Source organism: Halochromatium sp., assembly GCF_054919635.1.
The window spans coordinates 1-14,094 of record NZ_JBUDPI010000062.1; the positions used below are offsets into that span (position 1 = coordinate 1).

Sequence of the window (14,094 nt, forward strand, 5' to 3'; positions counted from 1 at the left end):
GCGGTTATGGCCATGATCTTGATGCCATGGCAGCGTTGGTCAATGAGCGCACTGGCCTGGTCTGGATCGCGAATCCCAATAATCCGACCGGCACCTGGATCGAACGCGAGCCCCTCAGGGCCTTTTTGGCGTCATTGCCCGAGCACTGTATGGTCGTGGTGGATGAGGCCTATTTCGACTATGTCGACGAGGCGGAATACCCGGATGCCACTCGCTGGCTGGATGAGTTTCCGAATCTGATCGTCACGCGAACCTTTGCCAAGATCCATGGCCTGGCGGCGCTGCGGGTCGGCTATGGTCTGAGCCATCCGCATGTCGCTGAGTTGATGAACCGGGTGCGACATCCGTTCAATGTCAACGCGCCGGCGCAGGCTGCGGCGGTGGCTGCGCTCGCAGATCTCGATCACGTCCAGCGCTCGATCGCGCATAACCACCGTGAGATGGCCCGAGTCATGGCTGGACTCGAGGCCTTGGCGATTGATTGGATTCCATCGGTGGGCAATTTCGTCACCGTTGATCTTGAGCAGCCCGCAGGCCCTATCGATCAGGCGTTGCTGCGCGAGGGCGTGATCTGTCGGCCGGTCGCGAACTACGGCCTGCCTAATCATCTGCGGATTAGCATCGGCCTGGCGGACGAGAACGATCGGATGCTGTCGGCACTCGGCAAGGTGCTTGACAGGGTGCCGAGCGGTACTGGCACAGCCGGGGCTGGTTGATGATCGAGCGTCTCGCGGTGATTGGTGTTGGCCTCATCGGTGGCTCCTTGGCGCGGGCGCTCAGGGCGGTCGATGCAGTCGGTGAGGTGATCGGTTGCGGCCGCTCGATCAAGAACCTCGAGCTCGCCCGCGAGCTGGGTGTCATCGACGATTACTGCGCTGATCCAGGCGATGCGGTTGCGGATGCCGATATGGTCTTCATCGCAGTGCCCTTAGGAGCGATTGCCGGTGTCTTTGCTGGCATTCAGGGGCGTTTGCCGGCGCGGGCCGTTGTCACCGACGGCGGCAGCGTCAAAGGTAGCGTCATCGCCGATGCTCAGCGGGTGTTTGGCGCCGCTCCGAGCTGGCTGGTGCCTGGGCATCCGATTGCTGGCACGGAGCACAGTGGCGTCGGCGCGTCCTTCCCCGAGCTCTATCAGAATCGGCGGGTGATCTTGACGCCGGTCGCCGAGACCGACCCGAACGCGGTGGCCCGCGTGAGGGCGATGTGGGAGCAGGCGGGCTCGGAGGTGACCGAGATGAGCGTCGCTCATCACGACGAGGTGCTGGCGGCCACCAGTCATTTGCCGCACATGTTGGCCTTTGGCCTGGTCGATGCGCTGGCGCGGATGCAGAGTAATGATGAGATCTTCCGCTATGCAGCGGGAGGCTTTCGCGATTTCACTCGCATCGCCTCCTCGAGTCCCGAGATGTGGCGCGATATCTGTATCGCCAACGCCGATGCCTTGAGTGGCATGCTCGCCCGCTTCGGTGATGAGATGAACGATCTGTCCAAGACCATTCGATCTGCCGATGCCGATGCACTGCTTGCGATCTTTGAGCGGGCGCGTGCAGCACGGGAGCGTTATGTCGACGGGCTTGAATCGTCGGCGGTGGGTCCGGGCCCCTAGGCGTCCTGCGGTCCTTCCCTCCTGCGGTCCTTCAAGGCAGGTTTGGATCGCACCCTGATGGTCAATCGGACGAGGGGTTAGACGTTCCGGCGACGGCGTCCCTGCTATCGCCTTTCGCATGACTGATCAGAGGGTTTCATCAGGGGGCTCAGCGGCATCCTTAGGTGCGACACAGCTAGCTGATGAGTCTCGGTCGATGAGTGTCGGCCGATGAATGCTGCTTAGCCTCTGATCTGTCCTTTCGATCCCGCCAACGCAGGCCCGCTAGGGCTCATCGAGGCTGACCGGTCTAGTGGCGGCACTCGTCCATGCGCCGGGCGACACCGGGTATCAGCGCGACCAAGAATGTCACTGCCAGCAGCAGAACCGCTGATAGCACCAACACCAAAGCGAGCTGGCTGGTTGGTATCACTAAGGGCGTCGACATGGCAACGATCCCCAGTAGGACACCGATGGCAAGAAGGGCAGCCGAGAGAATCACGGCACTGCGCATTGTCCGGCAATTGGTCAACATCACCTATCTCCGGTCGGTTAGTACATAAGCAAATACTAATTCATAGGTTGGAGATTGTCTAGGACGATCGCCGGCTTCTTTGCGCACCTTGCGCCGGGTCACGTTTTCGAGGTGGTGTCTCAGGTGGTTGGTCAGGACACAGCAATCGAGCCTCCCAGCAGTCATGCGAGCTAGGTTACCCGCAGAGACGACCCGCGATTGCCAGCGTTCGGGGCATGCAGTAGCCTAACCGGCGGCCTAACCGGTCGAGTCTAGCGATCGAGTACCTGGGGGAAGACATGGGGAACTTGGGGAGGCTAAGATCGATACTGGCACGGCCCTTTGGGCGCGCCGCCGAGGTCATCAAGCAGGCCTGACGTATCAGGCCGCAGGCCGATGTGAAGTGAAACTCATCGTTGATCGAACGCGATCGGTGGTGCCGGCGGGCAGCCGTTCGCCTTGCAGCAGGAATTGTTGATGGAGAACGATACCAATATCACCTGGCATGAGCACCGGGTGAACCGCGAAGAGCGCGAGCGTTTGCATGGCCACCGCGGCTGCGTGATTTGGTTCACGGGTCTCAGCGGATCAGGCAAGAGCACATTGGCGAACGTGCTCGACCACATGCTCTCGGCGCGTGGTGTCAAGAGTGCGGTGCTCGACGGTGATAATGTTCGACATGGGCTGAATGCCGGCCCCGGCATCCTCAAGGAGTCCCATGGCGAGGACTATGCCGCTCGCTTCGGCCTGGGCTTCAGTGCGATCGATCGCGAGGAAAATATCCGTCGAATCGGTGCGGTGGCCCAGCTCTTTTGCGAGGCGGGGACCGTTGCGTTGACCGCATTCATCAGCCCCTATCGGGTGGATCGTGATCGTGTTCGCGCAACCATGCCTGAAGGGGATTTCATCGAGGTCTTCGTCGACACGCCTCTCGAGGTCTGTGAGGAGCGAGATCCGAAAGGCCTATATAAGAAGGCGCGTGCTGGCGAGATCAAACAGTTCACCGGGATCGATGATCCTTATGAGGCGCCGGAGTCGCCAGAGCTTGTCCTTAAGGCGAGCGAGCGGACACCTGAAGCACTCGCTGGCGAGGTGATCGACTATCTGGTGAGCCGCGGTATCCTGCCCGAGTCGAATCCCTAGCCTGAGCAAGACTGAAGCGGGGCTCAGATCGGTGGCCGCGTCTGTGGAGCGGCTGCCGCCTTATATCGGCCACCAGTCGTCATCGCTATGAAGATTTGCATCGTTTCGGATAGTCATGATCGGGGGCCCATGCTTGCGACCGCGATCGCTGAGGCCAAGACGCGGGGCGCTGCTTGCGTGCTGCACTGCGGCGACCTGATTGGCACCAACACGCTGCTGGCTTCTCTGAAGCTGGGCCTGCCGATCCACGTCATTCATGGCAACAACCTCGGAGACCCCGTCTCTATCTCCCGGCTCGCCTGCCAATCTGACGGTCTGCTCCAGTATTACGGCAACGATGCCAATCTGGAGCTGCATGGACGCAAGATCTTCATGACCCATTACCCCCATATCGCTAAGGCATTTGCCAGTGCTGGCGATCACGACCTCGTTTGCTGTGGTCATTCCCACGAGCCTCTGCTCAGCACCGAAGCGACCGTGAAAGGGGGAACCACCTTGTTGGTGAACCCTGGCACAGTGGCTGGGCTTGGCGCCCCGGCGGCGACATGGGTCTTCGGCGACCTCGATACCATGCAATTCGAGGTCGAATCGCTCGAGCGATGATCCAATCGTTGGCTCTGCTCGTCGGAGCCAAGCCGGGACCTCGTCGGTCGCCTTTTCAGCTGTTCAGTCGGCACCGATGCGACGCTTCATCTGCGCGATTGCGTGCGCGCTAGCAGCCTGCTGGGAAATCTACATCGAAGCTGACATAGGGCAATGAATTGGTTATTCATTGCTCGGCTGAGAATGTGCGCTCCTTCGCGGCAAATTGTCGGCGGGCCGACTTGATGACTCATCCACGCCTCTTGCCTTAGAGAGGAGCTTCTTTGTCGCAAGCCAGTCTGCGCTGCATCGGGAAGCTTAGCGGGCTCAGACCTTGTCCACCCGGGTTTGTCAAGTCGGCGCTGGCTATTAGATTGCTTTATAGCGCTGGCGAAAAATTGAGTTGTCTGTTCGGCAAGGATAATTCAGGATAGGAGGGTCGCGCTTGTGCCCCTGGTGCTCACCTCTCGGTGACCCACAGGCGGTCCTTGCGTAGAGCGACAGCCTAGTTGTGCATTGGCTTCGCCCCGTGGTCGTCGCTGTGCCCAACTCTCCGTATGAGTTTTCCGCGCAAGAGGGCGCTCCCGCGGTAGCTTGACGGTGCGTAGGAGACGCTCTGCATTTGCCCCCGGCAGGATCTGAACCAAGGGTTCAGGCGCCGCGGAGGCAACAGGTTGCGCAAACGCCTAGCCAGGACGACTGGCCTTGTGCTTCGTGCTTCCATCGCGGGCAGCATTAGCCCGCGGACAGTCATACCAGAGGAAAACAGACTTCGATGTTTACCAATCCTTTTGCCGAACTCTCGTTCATTTCGCCCGCGGTCATGCAGGGGTATGTTGTATTAATGATCCTACTGGTCGCTGGCGGCACGATCCTAGATATGATCGTGAAGAAGAATGCCAAGTACTTTTTTGAGAACTCCCGCAAGGCGAAGGCTCAGGCTAAGCGGAGCCTGAGTGCTGCGGAAAAGGGCACACTCGCCGCCCAAACACTCGCCAAAGAGGTGCTGACCTCGGGTGAGTTTGCCAATCCCCAGCGCCGGCTCTCTCACTTGTTCACGATGTACGGCTTCATCCTGTTCATCCTGAGCACGGCGATCCTCATCTTTGGCTACCCCACCAGCCAGTCGGCCGGCATCTTTCCGCTGCTGTGGCATCTGGGGGCGCTCATGTTGTGCTTCGGTGGCTATTGGTTCTGGTTCCGTATCCGCGTTGACGTCTCCGCTGAAGGCAATCCCTGGTACCGCGTTGTTCGCGCAGACATCTTCATCCTGTCACTGCTGGCCATGGCCACCTCCGGGCTGATTTGGTCGATTTTCCAGTCCATCGGCTTGGGCGGGCTCAGCATCCTCTTCTTCGTGCTGTTTATTGCGGCGACGACGGCCCTGTTTGGTACCGTCTACTGGTCCAAGTTTGCACATATGTTCTTCAAGCCTGCCGCCGCCTTCCAAAAGCGCGTGGTTCATGCTGAAGGCTCGAGAGAGAATCTGCCCGAGATCCCCGAGCTCACCGACCCTGCCGTCAAGCAGATGTATCCGGATATCCCGGAGTACATGGGCGATAAGCCGCCCTACATGGGCTTGGGCATCAATCGTGAAGCGCCTAGCCATTATTGATTAGTGCGACTTCCGACGAAACACTGAAAGGGGTTATAGAATGCCAACTTTTGTCTACATGACTCGCTGTGATGGCTGCGGAAACTGCGTTGATATCTGCCCGTCGGATATCATGCATATCGATAAGACGCTTCGGCGCGCGTATAACATCGAGCCCAACATGTGTTGGGAATGTTATTCCTGCGTCAAGGCTTGCCCGCATCAGGCCATTGACGTTCGCGGCTATGCCGATTTTGCCCCACTTGGCCACTCGGTTCGCGTGATTCGTGACGAGGAGAAAGGTGTCATCGCCTGGCGCATTAAGTCTCGCGACGGCAAGAAGGATATGAACCTACTTGCGCCAATCACGACCAAGCCTTGGGGTAAGCATATTCCAAAGCTGGCTGATGAGCCTGCGCCGAGCGACGACGCCCGTAGTAGTCAGTTGTTATTCAACGAGCCGAAGTATATTCGGATGGACGACGGCGGTTTACACACGCTGAAGTCTAACGGCCTGAAAATGAAAGAGGGGGTGTACTACTAATGGCCTACGAAACAATTGTTGAAGACGGTATTGATGTTCTAGTCGTCGGCGCAGGTCTTGGCGGCACCGGTGCAGCCTTCGAGGCGAGGTACTGGGGCAAGGATAAGAAGATCGTGATTGCCGAGAAGGCGAACATCGACCGTTCCGGTGCGGTCGCTCAGGGTCTCTACGCCATCAATTGCTACATGGGCACCCGGTTCGGCGAGAACAATCCGGAAGATCATGTGCGTTATGCGCGGATCGACCTGATGGGAATGGTTCGCGAAGACCTGCTGTTTGATATGGCTCGTCACGTCGACTCGACGGTGCATCAGTTCGAGGAATGGGGGCTGCCCCTGATGCGCAACCCGAAGACGGGGGCCTATCAGCGTGAAGGCCGTTGGCAGATCATGATCCACGGTGAATCCTACAAGCCGATCGTCGCTGAGGCGGCCAAGAAGTCGGCTGACAAGGTCTTCAACCGTATCTGTGTGACCCATCTCCTGATGGATGACGCCAAGGAGAATCGCGTCGCCGGAGCTGTCGGTTTCAACGTCCGCACCGGCAACTATCACGTCTTCAAGTCCAAGACCGTGATCGTCGGCGCAGGCGGTGCCTCAAACATCTTCAAGCCGCGCTCTGTGGGCGAAGGTGCCGGCCGTGTCTGGTATGCCCCTTGGTCATCGGGCTCTGCCTACGGCTTGTTGATCGAGGCCGGTGCCAAGATGACACAGATGGAGAACCGGATCGTTCTCGCCCGTTTCAAGGATGGTTACGGTCCCGTGGGCGCCTACTTCCTTCACCTTAAGACCTATACCCAGAACGGCTTGGGCGAAGAGTACGAATCCAAGTGGTTCCCAGCGCTCCAGGAGATGGTCGGCAAGGAGTATCTGGACGTTGAGGCCTCGCACCGGACCCACCGTCCCATCCCAACCTGCCTGCGCAACCACGCGTTCATCAACGAGGTCAATGCCGGTCGCGGCCCGATCCACATGGTGACCATGGAGGCATTCCAGGACCCGCATTTGGAGGAGATCGGTTGGCACAACTTCCTCGGCATGACGGTCGGCCAGGCCGTGCTCTGGGCGGCGACGGACGTCGATCCGAAGTACGAGAATCCTGAGCTAACCACCTCGGAACCCTATGTAATGGGCTCGCACGCCACCGGCTGCGGCGCTTGGTGCTCTGGTCCTGAGGACGTATCGCCACCTGAATATTTCTGGGGATACAACCGAATGACCTCGGTTGAGGGGCTGTTTGGTGCGGGTGATGCCGTTGGTGGTACACCGCACGCCTTCTCGTCGGGCTCCTTCACCGAAGGTCGCCTTGCAGCCAAGGCTGCCTGCAAGTACATCGATGACGGTAAGGCCGAAGGGATCGTGGTCTCTGAGGAGCAGATCAGTCGTCGCAAGGAGGAGATCTACTATCCGATGGAGCATTACAAGACCTATCGGAATGAGATCGTCGCCGGTTCAGTCAATCCGAACTACATCAACCCACGCCAGGGCTTGGATCGTCTGCAGAAGTTGATGGACGAGTACGCGGGCGGTGTCACGGTCAACTACATGACCAACGAGAAGCTGCTCCACATCGGACTCAAGAAGATCAAGCTCCTTGAGGAAGACCTTGAGAAGGTAGCAGCGGAGGACATTCACGAGCTGATGCGGGCATGGGAGCTGAAGCACCGCATGCGCACATCCGAGTCTGTCCTTCAGCACACCCTGTTCCGCAAAGAGACGCGGTGGCCCGGTTACTACTACCGTGGCGATGCGATGAAGCTCGACGACGAGAATTGGCATGTGCTAACCGTGTCACATCGTGACCCGAAGACCGGCGAGTACACCATGGAGAAGGCGCCTTGCTACCATCTGGTCGACGACACTGAGGCCACCCCTGCGGCCGCCTAAACGTTCGGTTGGCTTCACCTGAGAGCGCGGGGCCCCAAGAGACTTGGAGGCCCCGTTGCTCTCGTTCCGGTAGGCGATCGCTCGCGGTGTGGGTTGATCTTTGCCTCCAGGGCGCTGTAGCCACCCAGTTTTTGCATCGAGAGCCGGGACAGCTCGAGAATAATCTGTTGATTGAGAGTGGTGGATGAATATTATCGAAAAGTCAGACGATGAGCTGCTGGAGATCGCTCTTCCCATGTGGTCGGATCTGGTCAAGTACTCGAATGAGGGGAAGTACGGCAAATTTATTCGTCACTTTTCTTATAATCTATTGCTTGGCCTCAATGAGGTCGAGCTCGGTAAGCAGTTTGCCAAAAGCGAGCTGACTCGCAGCTTGTCGACGGATTATGATTTCCTTGGCTTTATTCGTCGGGGGGAGCACGTGACCTGTCTCTTCAGGATGCGTAGCACCAAGAAAGAAGGCGAGTGGCTTGGACGCATGGTGCTGGGCTACGAGGAAGGGAATGTGAAGATTTTTGCAGCTTCTATCTTTTGAATGAAAATGGCTGAGGTTATTGCGGACAACAAATATGTTGAGCTGACCTATAAGGTCGTCGACAAGAATACGGGAAATATCTTAACCCTCGTTGAGTTCCCTTTGGGCTATGTCCACGGGGCAAGCGATGCGCTGTTGCCGGCGGTGACTAAGGAGTTAGAAGGGAGGTGCGCCGGAGATAGCATCGATGTACCTATCGACTGTAACGACTTGTTTGGGGAGAGAGATGAGTCGTTAGTGGTTACCGACTACATCGAGAATGTTCCCGAGGAATATCGTGAGGTCGGCACCAAGATTACGATGGAGAACGATAAGGGAGAAACGCGGAGCTTTTTTGTTACTCGGATCGATGACAAGACGTTAACGATCGATGGCAACCATCCACTCTGTGGTCGAGATGTGATCTTTCGTCTCGAGGTACTGACGGTGAGGGACGCGACCGCCGAGGAGATTGAGGCTGGTGGAGCAACCGATTCAGGCCCCGACCTCAACGGAACGCTTAGGACGATCCACTAATACGAGCGAGACAGGGAAGCGGCGATTGACCCAAGTTCCGGGACGCTTACTGAGGCTTCGCTGACACTATTCGAATACTGGAATCGTCAGTCGATCGGGAGGGACTGGCATCGAGTATCTGATCCTCCCATTTACCCTTTAGTTGAGGTAGGTTATGAGTGATGCACCCAAGTCCAGGCCGAAGGTCCCTGAAGGCAAGGCGCGCTATTTGACCACGCGTCAGAAAGAGCCCAACGAAAAGGGCTTCGTTGGCTATGACACGATCTGGGAGTCGTTTCAAAAAGAACAGAAGTACTCGACCCCCAAGCGTCCGTAGTCAGCTTGGCCGCGCGATAAAGGGAGGACGCGCGGCCCTCCTTGCGGGCAGGCTTGAGCGACCTGCTGTAATGAGCGCCTCCGCTTGCGCAGCCCTGGGGATGGCGGGCTAGACGTCTAACAATCAGCCGTTGGGATGCCAGTGGCAACGCTGCTGTGGCTCGCGGTCCGAGTGTCGCGCCGCCCTGATCAAGAGCGGCGCTGCGGTAATACCTCGGTTTGGGTTTTGGACGGATCGACCGGCCCGATCAAGCGATAGACTGGTAATAGTCCATCAGGATTTGCGCGACCTCGGGCCGGGAGAATTCAGGGGGCGGCGCTTCGCCGCGACCAAGCATTTCTCGTACCTTCGTTCCCGACAGCAGGATAAAGTCTTCCTTGGTGTGGTCTGGCGCGTCGCACATCATCACCACCTGGTTGAGCTTCTTGGAATAGGCGGTGTGGTCGGCACGGAATATCTCGATATCGAGCGCGCCCTCCGGCACTTCCTCATCGAAGATGCTTTGGGCATCGAAGGCACCGTAGTAATCCCCGACGCCTGCATGGTCGCGTCCGACGATAAAGTGGGTCGCGCCCATGTTCTGCCGAAAATAGGCATGGAGCACGGCCTCACGCGGACCCGCGTAGAGCATGTCGAAGCCGTATCCAGTGATCATGACGGTGTTCGGCGCAAAATAGAGCTCGGCCATCTTGCGGATCGATGCGTCGCGCACGGGAGCGGGGATGTCTCCAGGCTTCAGTTTTCCGAGGAGCATGTGGATCACCACACCATCCGCATCGACAGCGTCCATGGCCATCTTGCATAGCTCTTCGTGCGCGCGATGCATCGGGTTGCGGGTCTGGAAGGCAACGGTCCTTTCCCAGCCGTGCTCCATGATCTCGTTGCGGATCTCGACAGCAGTGCGGAAGGTATCTGGGAAGTCGTTCTGAAAATAGGAAAAATTCAACACATGAATCGGCCCGGAGATAGCCGTGCGTCCTTGGCTGTTAAAGGCCTTGACCCCGGGGTGTTCAGTGTCGTTGGTCCGGTAGACCTTTTCGGTCATCAGCGCCATCTGCTCGTCGGAGGCCGTCTCGATTGCGGTAATATCCATCACTGCCAGAATCGGATGACCCTCGACGTTGGGGTCGCGAAGACTGATCCGCTTGGCGTCTCCAATGGCCTCAGCGGAGTCCAGGAGACAGAGCACCGGGACCGGGAAGAAGCGTCCATCGGTCATCTTCATCGACTCGGCGACACTGACTGCGTCGGCCAGATTCATGAAGCCTTCCAGTGGGCTGAAGTAACCGGCGCCCATCATGACAGCGTTCCCGGCCGCTTGGGAGCTGACCAAGATAGACGGCAGTGATTCCGCCTCCTGAGCAAGTTGGTGGTGGCGTTCAGTGTCGTAGACGAAGCGCGGCTGCAGCTCGTCAGTGCCGATTGGCTTGATCATGCGTTAACCTCCCAGGGACGAAGATCGGTCATACCAATAGTGCCCCCGGCGCTCTGGGGGCATTAGAGTTTATTAAGCCGTTAAACTATCAGAATCCACAGGGTTTCGCCTAACGATTCTTTTTAGTCCTAGTAACGTTGGCTTTATGGGCATTGGGCTTGCCCGGCAGCCACAGGAACCATTGGACCCAGAGACAGATGCCGGATGAGGCCGTAGTGACCAAATGCCGTACACCCGTTCTTGCTGTGGTGATTCCGACCTACAATGAGGTCGAGAATGTACCCATTCTCGTTCAGCGGCTGGAGCAGACACTGGCGGGAATCGATTGGGAGCTCATTTTTGTCGATGATGACTCCCCTGATGATACCGCGCAACGTATCCGCGAGATCGCCTGCGAGCATCCACAGGTACGGCTCCTGCAGCGGATAGGTCGGCGTGGGCTCTCGTCTGCCTGCATCGAGGGCATGCTTGCGACGACGGCGCCGTACCTTGCAGTGATGGATGCCGACCTCCAGCATGACGAGTTGCTGCTGCCAGAGATGTTACTGCGGCTGCAGCGCGAGCCGCTGGATCTCGTCATTGGCAGTCGCTACGTGACTGGCGGCCAAGTGAGCGACTGGGATGCCCAGCGGGCATCGATGAGTCAGTTGGCGACCCGCCTCGGACAGCATCTGATCAAGGCTGATGTCAAGGACCCGATGAGCGGATTCTTCATGCTCCGCGCTGGGGTGTTGCACCAATGCGTGCGAGGGCTCAGTGGAGTCGGCTACAAGATCTTGCTGGATCTGTTTGCGACCTATCCGAGGCCGCTTCGATTCGTTGAGCTGCCTTACCGGTTTCGCCCGCGTCAGGCTGGCGAGAGCAAGCTCGACGAGGCTGTGCTTTGGGAATATCTGCTGATGCTGATCCAGAAGTGGATCGGCCCCATGATCCCAGCGCGTTTTATTGCGTTCTCGCTGATTGGCGGGAGCGGCGTCTTTGTGCACATGCTCGTGCTCTGGGTCAGCTTTAAGGCACTGGACACGAGCTTTCTCGTCGGCCAGAGCGTCGCGGCTCTGGTTGCGATGACAACCAACTTCTTTCTCAACAATCTCTTCACCTACAGTGACATGCGCTTGCGCGGCTGGGACCTGCTACGGGGTTGGCTTTCGTTCGTCGCTGCTTGCAGCGTCGGGGCTTTAGCCAACGTCGGCATTGCAAGCTGGATCTTTGAGGTGCACTCGTTCTGGGTGCTGTCGGCACTCGCTGGCATCTTGGTCGGTGCGGTCTGGAACTATGCGGTGACGGCGGTCTACACCTGGAAGCGTCCGAAGGCTGCCTGAAGCCCTAGGGATACAGTTGGAAACATCTTGCAACTCGCTGTTTCAACTTGAGAGAGGTTTGGCACTGGACTATTAATTAGTAATGACTAATATACTAAGGCATCTTCTACTTGTTCTGGATCGACCAACGATGCCTTACTCAACCTTGATCGCAGGCGGCTTTAGTCTCGCCCTCCTTGCAGCCGGGAACCTCGCCGCGATGGAAACCGGCTACCGATCGGCCCCGTCGTCTTCAACCTCATCGACGCCAACCGCCTCGTCGGTCGTGACGCGCGCTGAGCTCCATCGCATCGACGACGCTTCCAACCCGTTCCCGAGCAAGGCGATGGCACAGCAGTTCGCCGACTACCTCGCGTGGACTAAAGCACAAGGACTCAGCCGGCTGGCCGCCTTCGAGGCCTTGAGAGACATCGAGCAAGGCCAGCGCGCAAGCGAGGTGCTGCCCTTCCCGAGCGAGCAGATGGCCGAGCAGTTCGACGCCTACCTGCGCTGGACCGAGGAGCAGCAGGTCAGCCGGTTCTACGCCTTCAAGGTCACCAACTTCGACTAGGCGCGATACCCGGCAAGCCTCTCTATCGATCGTTTTTTCGATCGTTCTTTGCATGCGCCCCGCGTCGGCCTTGGCCGGCGCGGGGCTTGTCCTGTTCTGTGACCGGATTGACTGGCCTGTGTGCGAGGACCTATAGCCGCCTCAGCTGATCACCAGACGGACTGTCTTCCGTGACGCCCGAGGGCCATGGGAGTCTGAGGTCCTGGAGTCAGGGCGAACGGCCATACTCGGCTGGATCGCGTCGTCGATGACTTGTTCAGCTGGGAATCCGTGCTCGTCGGACCTACCTCTCTGAGCATTCGTCTGGTGGCGGCAGGCTTGCTTCGCCTGGTCTGCCGGCGGTAACCTTGCGGCGTTGCACAAATTTGCTGCGCTCGTGCTGTGCCAAAGCTACGACAAGCCCGACTGATTCTCCGCATCTTCGAGTCCCCATGGTCGATTCTCGCCCCGTTTTCCTCGAGCTCTGGCGCATCCGGTTGCCGATCCCGGGCGTCGTTTCGATTCTGCATCGTGTCAGCGGGGTCCTGATGGTGCTGGCGATTCCAGTGTTCGCCGCGCTCTTCGCGCAGGCCCTTTCTGGAACGACTGGTTTCGCAGCCGTGCAAGCGCTGGCAGCGAGCCCTCTGGGTCAGCTCGGCTTGCTGCTGCTGGGCTGGTCGCTGCTGCATCATCTGCTCGCCGGCGTCCGCTACTTGGCACTTGACCTCGGTTGGGGGTTGGATCGCCCGACTGCGCGCAAGACCGCCTGGACCACGGTCTACGGCGCGCTTGCACTAACGCTGATCGGAGCGGTGGTGCTGCGATGAGCCGGCGCGTCTCTGGTCTCAAGGCCTGGCTGGTCCAACGCATCACAGCCGTCTATCTCGGCCTGTTTGGTCTCTATCTCGCACTGTTCTTCGCCGTGACGCCGCCACAGGACCATGGGCAGCTCGTCGCCTGGGCGGGCTCGCCTTGGGTTGCGGTCGGCCTGCTGGTATTCATCCCACTGCTGCTGGCCCATGCCTGGGTCGGCATCCGTGATGTGCTGATCGACTACGTCAAGCCGCTGGGGGCCCGCATTGCGCTCATGTCGTTGATGGCGCTCCTATTCCTCGCCTCCGGTCTCTGGGCACTGCAGGCCTTGATCCTAGTCCAGGTTGGTTGATGCCTATGGCAGCTGCCCACTCGATCCCTCATCGCCGATTTGATGCCTTGATCATTGGCGCCGGTGGTGCCGGGCTGAACGCCGCGCTGCGTCTGGCGAATGCCGATCTGCGCGTCGCCGTGGTCTCCAAGGTCTTTCCGACGCGCTCTCATACCGTTGCTGCCCAAGGCGGTGTCAATGCCGCGCTCGCCAATGCGCTGCCGGATAACTGGCACTGGCACATGTTCGATACCGTCAAGGGCTCCGACTACCTCGGTGATCAGGACGCGATCGAGACCATGTGCCGCGAGGCGATCCCAACCGTCTACGAGCTCGAGCACGCCGGCGTGCCGTTCTCGCGGCTCGACAACGGGCGGATCTATCAGCGCGCCTTCGGCGGCCAGAGTCAGAACTTCGGCGGCGACCAGGCGGCACGCACCTGCGCGTTT

Annotated in this window: 17 protein-coding genes; 15 read left to right on the forward strand and 2 right to left on the reverse strand. The window is 58.8% G+C overall.

Annotated elements, in window-relative coordinates; all coding sequences use genetic code 11:
• Together ACY693_RS05885 and ACY693_RS05890 are read left to right on the forward strand one after the other, a co-directional pair.
• A partial coding sequence (locus ACY693_RS05885) for a pyridoxal phosphate-dependent aminotransferase (RefSeq protein WP_462320899.1) occupies positions 1-716 on the forward strand: 716 nt, incomplete at its 5' end.
• On the forward strand, positions 716-1,606 hold the full coding sequence (locus tag ACY693_RS05890) for a prephenate dehydrogenase (RefSeq protein ID WP_462320900.1): 891 nt from the start codon (positions 716-718) through the stop codon (positions 1,604-1,606). The genes ACY693_RS05885 and ACY693_RS05890, both read left to right, overlap by 1 nt.
• 289 nt (positions 1,607-1,895) lie before the next feature.
• Here the strand turns inward: ACY693_RS05890 and ACY693_RS05895 are convergent, their stop codons facing one another.
• Positions 1,896-2,033: a hypothetical protein gene (locus tag ACY693_RS05895; RefSeq protein WP_462320901.1), complete on the reverse strand. Its 138-nt coding sequence runs from the start codon at positions 2,031-2,033 to the stop codon at positions 1,896-1,898.
• Between the two features lie 543 nt (positions 2,034-2,576).
• Here ACY693_RS05895 and cysC point away from each other — a divergent pair.
• From cysC to ACY693_RS05935, 8 genes are all read left to right on the forward strand, one after another.
• The gene (cysC, locus tag ACY693_RS05900) at positions 2,577-3,242 is read left to right on the forward strand and encodes an adenylyl-sulfate kinase (RefSeq protein WP_462320902.1); all 666 of its coding nucleotides are present in this window, start codon (positions 2,577-2,579) and stop codon (positions 3,240-3,242) included.
• An 87-nt stretch (positions 3,243-3,329) separates the two neighbouring features.
• A complete protein-coding gene (locus tag ACY693_RS05905; RefSeq protein ID WP_462320903.1) occupies positions 3,330-3,845 on the forward strand; it encodes a metallophosphoesterase family protein in 516 nt (171 codons plus the stop codon).
• A gap of 754 nt (positions 3,846-4,599) precedes the next feature.
• Positions 4,600-5,439: an adenylyl-sulfate reductase gene (locus ACY693_RS05910; RefSeq protein WP_462320904.1), complete on the forward strand. Its 840-nt coding sequence runs from the start codon at positions 4,600-4,602 to the stop codon at positions 5,437-5,439.
• 40 nt (positions 5,440-5,479) lie between these two features.
• Positions 5,480-5,962 carry an adenylyl-sulfate reductase subunit beta gene (gene aprB, locus ACY693_RS05915; RefSeq protein WP_462320905.1) on the forward strand — a complete coding sequence of 161 codons (483 nt, stop codon included), beginning with the start codon at positions 5,480-5,482 and terminating at the stop codon, positions 5,960-5,962.
• Entirely contained in the window at positions 5,962-7,848 is a 1,887-nt protein-coding gene (gene aprA, locus ACY693_RS05920) for an adenylyl-sulfate reductase subunit alpha (protein ID WP_462320906.1), read from the forward strand. The genes aprB and aprA overlap by 1 nt, the downstream gene beginning before the upstream one ends.
• Before the next feature lie 184 nt (positions 7,849-8,032).
• Positions 8,033-8,383, forward strand: coding sequence for a hypothetical protein (locus ACY693_RS05925; RefSeq protein ID WP_462320907.1), 351 nt, complete (start codon positions 8,033-8,035; stop codon positions 8,381-8,383).
• A 6-nt stretch (positions 8,384-8,389) separates the two neighbouring features.
• The gene (locus tag ACY693_RS05930) at positions 8,390-8,899 is read left to right on the forward strand and encodes an FKBP-type peptidyl-prolyl cis-trans isomerase (RefSeq protein WP_462320908.1); all 510 of its coding nucleotides are present in this window, start codon (positions 8,390-8,392) and stop codon (positions 8,897-8,899) included.
• 154 nt (positions 8,900-9,053) lie between these two features.
• Positions 9,054-9,215, forward strand: coding sequence for a hypothetical protein (locus ACY693_RS05935; protein WP_462320909.1), 162 nt, complete (start codon positions 9,054-9,056; stop codon positions 9,213-9,215).
• 247 nt (positions 9,216-9,462) lie between these two features.
• Here the strand turns inward: ACY693_RS05935 and sat are convergent, their stop codons facing one another.
• Positions 9,463-10,650 (reverse strand): sulfate adenylyltransferase, encoded by a 1,188-nt coding sequence (gene sat / locus ACY693_RS05940; protein ID WP_462320910.1) that lies wholly within the window; start codon positions 10,648-10,650, stop codon positions 9,463-9,465.
• Positions 10,651-10,865: 215 nt separating this feature from the next.
• Between sat and ACY693_RS05945 the strand changes: the two genes are divergently transcribed.
• From ACY693_RS05945 to ACY693_RS05965, 5 genes are all read left to right on the forward strand, one after another.
• Entirely contained in the window at positions 10,866-11,972 is a 1,107-nt protein-coding gene (locus ACY693_RS05945; RefSeq protein WP_462320911.1) for a glycosyltransferase, read from the forward strand.
• A 130-nt stretch (positions 11,973-12,102) separates the two neighbouring features.
• On the forward strand, positions 12,103-12,522 hold the full coding sequence (locus ACY693_RS05950) for a hypothetical protein (RefSeq protein ID WP_462320912.1): 420 nt from the start codon (positions 12,103-12,105) through the stop codon (positions 12,520-12,522).
• 431 nt (positions 12,523-12,953) lie between these two features.
• Positions 12,954-13,328, forward strand: a complete 375-nt coding sequence (sdhC, locus tag ACY693_RS05955; RefSeq protein WP_462320913.1) for a succinate dehydrogenase, cytochrome b556 subunit — start codon at positions 12,954-12,956, stop codon at positions 13,326-13,328.
• A complete protein-coding gene (sdhD, locus tag ACY693_RS05960; protein ID WP_462320914.1) occupies positions 13,325-13,666 on the forward strand; it encodes a succinate dehydrogenase, hydrophobic membrane anchor protein in 342 nt (113 codons plus the stop codon). The genes sdhC and sdhD overlap by 4 nt, the downstream gene beginning before the upstream one ends.
• A 5-nt stretch (positions 13,667-13,671) precedes the next feature.
• On the forward strand, positions 13,672-14,094 hold a 423-nt coding region (locus ACY693_RS05965), incomplete at its 3' end, for an FAD-dependent oxidoreductase (protein ID WP_462320915.1).

Coding starts and splice junctions, on each gene's coding strand:
- ACY693_RS05890 (WP_462320900.1), top strand. CDS start 716: ATGATCGAGCGTCTCGCGGTGATTGGTGTTGGCCTCATCGGTGGCTCC.
- ACY693_RS05895 (WP_462320901.1), bottom strand. CDS start 2,033: ATGTCGACGCCCTTAGTGATACCAACCAGCCAGCTCGCTTTGGTGTTG.
- cysC (WP_462320902.1), top strand. CDS start 2,577: ATGGAGAACGATACCAATATCACCTGGCATGAGCACCGGGTGAACCGC.
- ACY693_RS05905 (WP_462320903.1), top strand. CDS start 3,330: ATGAAGATTTGCATCGTTTCGGATAGTCATGATCGGGGGCCCATGCTT.
- ACY693_RS05910 (WP_462320904.1), top strand. CDS start 4,600: ATGTTTACCAATCCTTTTGCCGAACTCTCGTTCATTTCGCCCGCGGTC.
- aprB (WP_462320905.1), top strand. CDS start 5,480: ATGCCAACTTTTGTCTACATGACTCGCTGTGATGGCTGCGGAAACTGC.
- aprA (WP_462320906.1), top strand. CDS start 5,962: ATGGCCTACGAAACAATTGTTGAAGACGGTATTGATGTTCTAGTCGTC.
- ACY693_RS05925 (WP_462320907.1), top strand. CDS start 8,033: ATGAATATTATCGAAAAGTCAGACGATGAGCTGCTGGAGATCGCTCTT.
- ACY693_RS05930 (WP_462320908.1), top strand. CDS start 8,390: ATGGCTGAGGTTATTGCGGACAACAAATATGTTGAGCTGACCTATAAG.
- ACY693_RS05935 (WP_462320909.1), top strand. CDS start 9,054: ATGAGTGATGCACCCAAGTCCAGGCCGAAGGTCCCTGAAGGCAAGGCG.
- sat (WP_462320910.1), bottom strand. CDS start 10,650: ATGATCAAGCCAATCGGCACTGACGAGCTGCAGCCGCGCTTCGTCTAC.
- ACY693_RS05950 (WP_462320912.1), top strand. CDS start 12,103: ATGCCTTACTCAACCTTGATCGCAGGCGGCTTTAGTCTCGCCCTCCTT.
- sdhC (WP_462320913.1), top strand. CDS start 12,954: ATGGTCGATTCTCGCCCCGTTTTCCTCGAGCTCTGGCGCATCCGGTTG.
- sdhD (WP_462320914.1), top strand. CDS start 13,325: ATGAGCCGGCGCGTCTCTGGTCTCAAGGCCTGGCTGGTCCAACGCATC.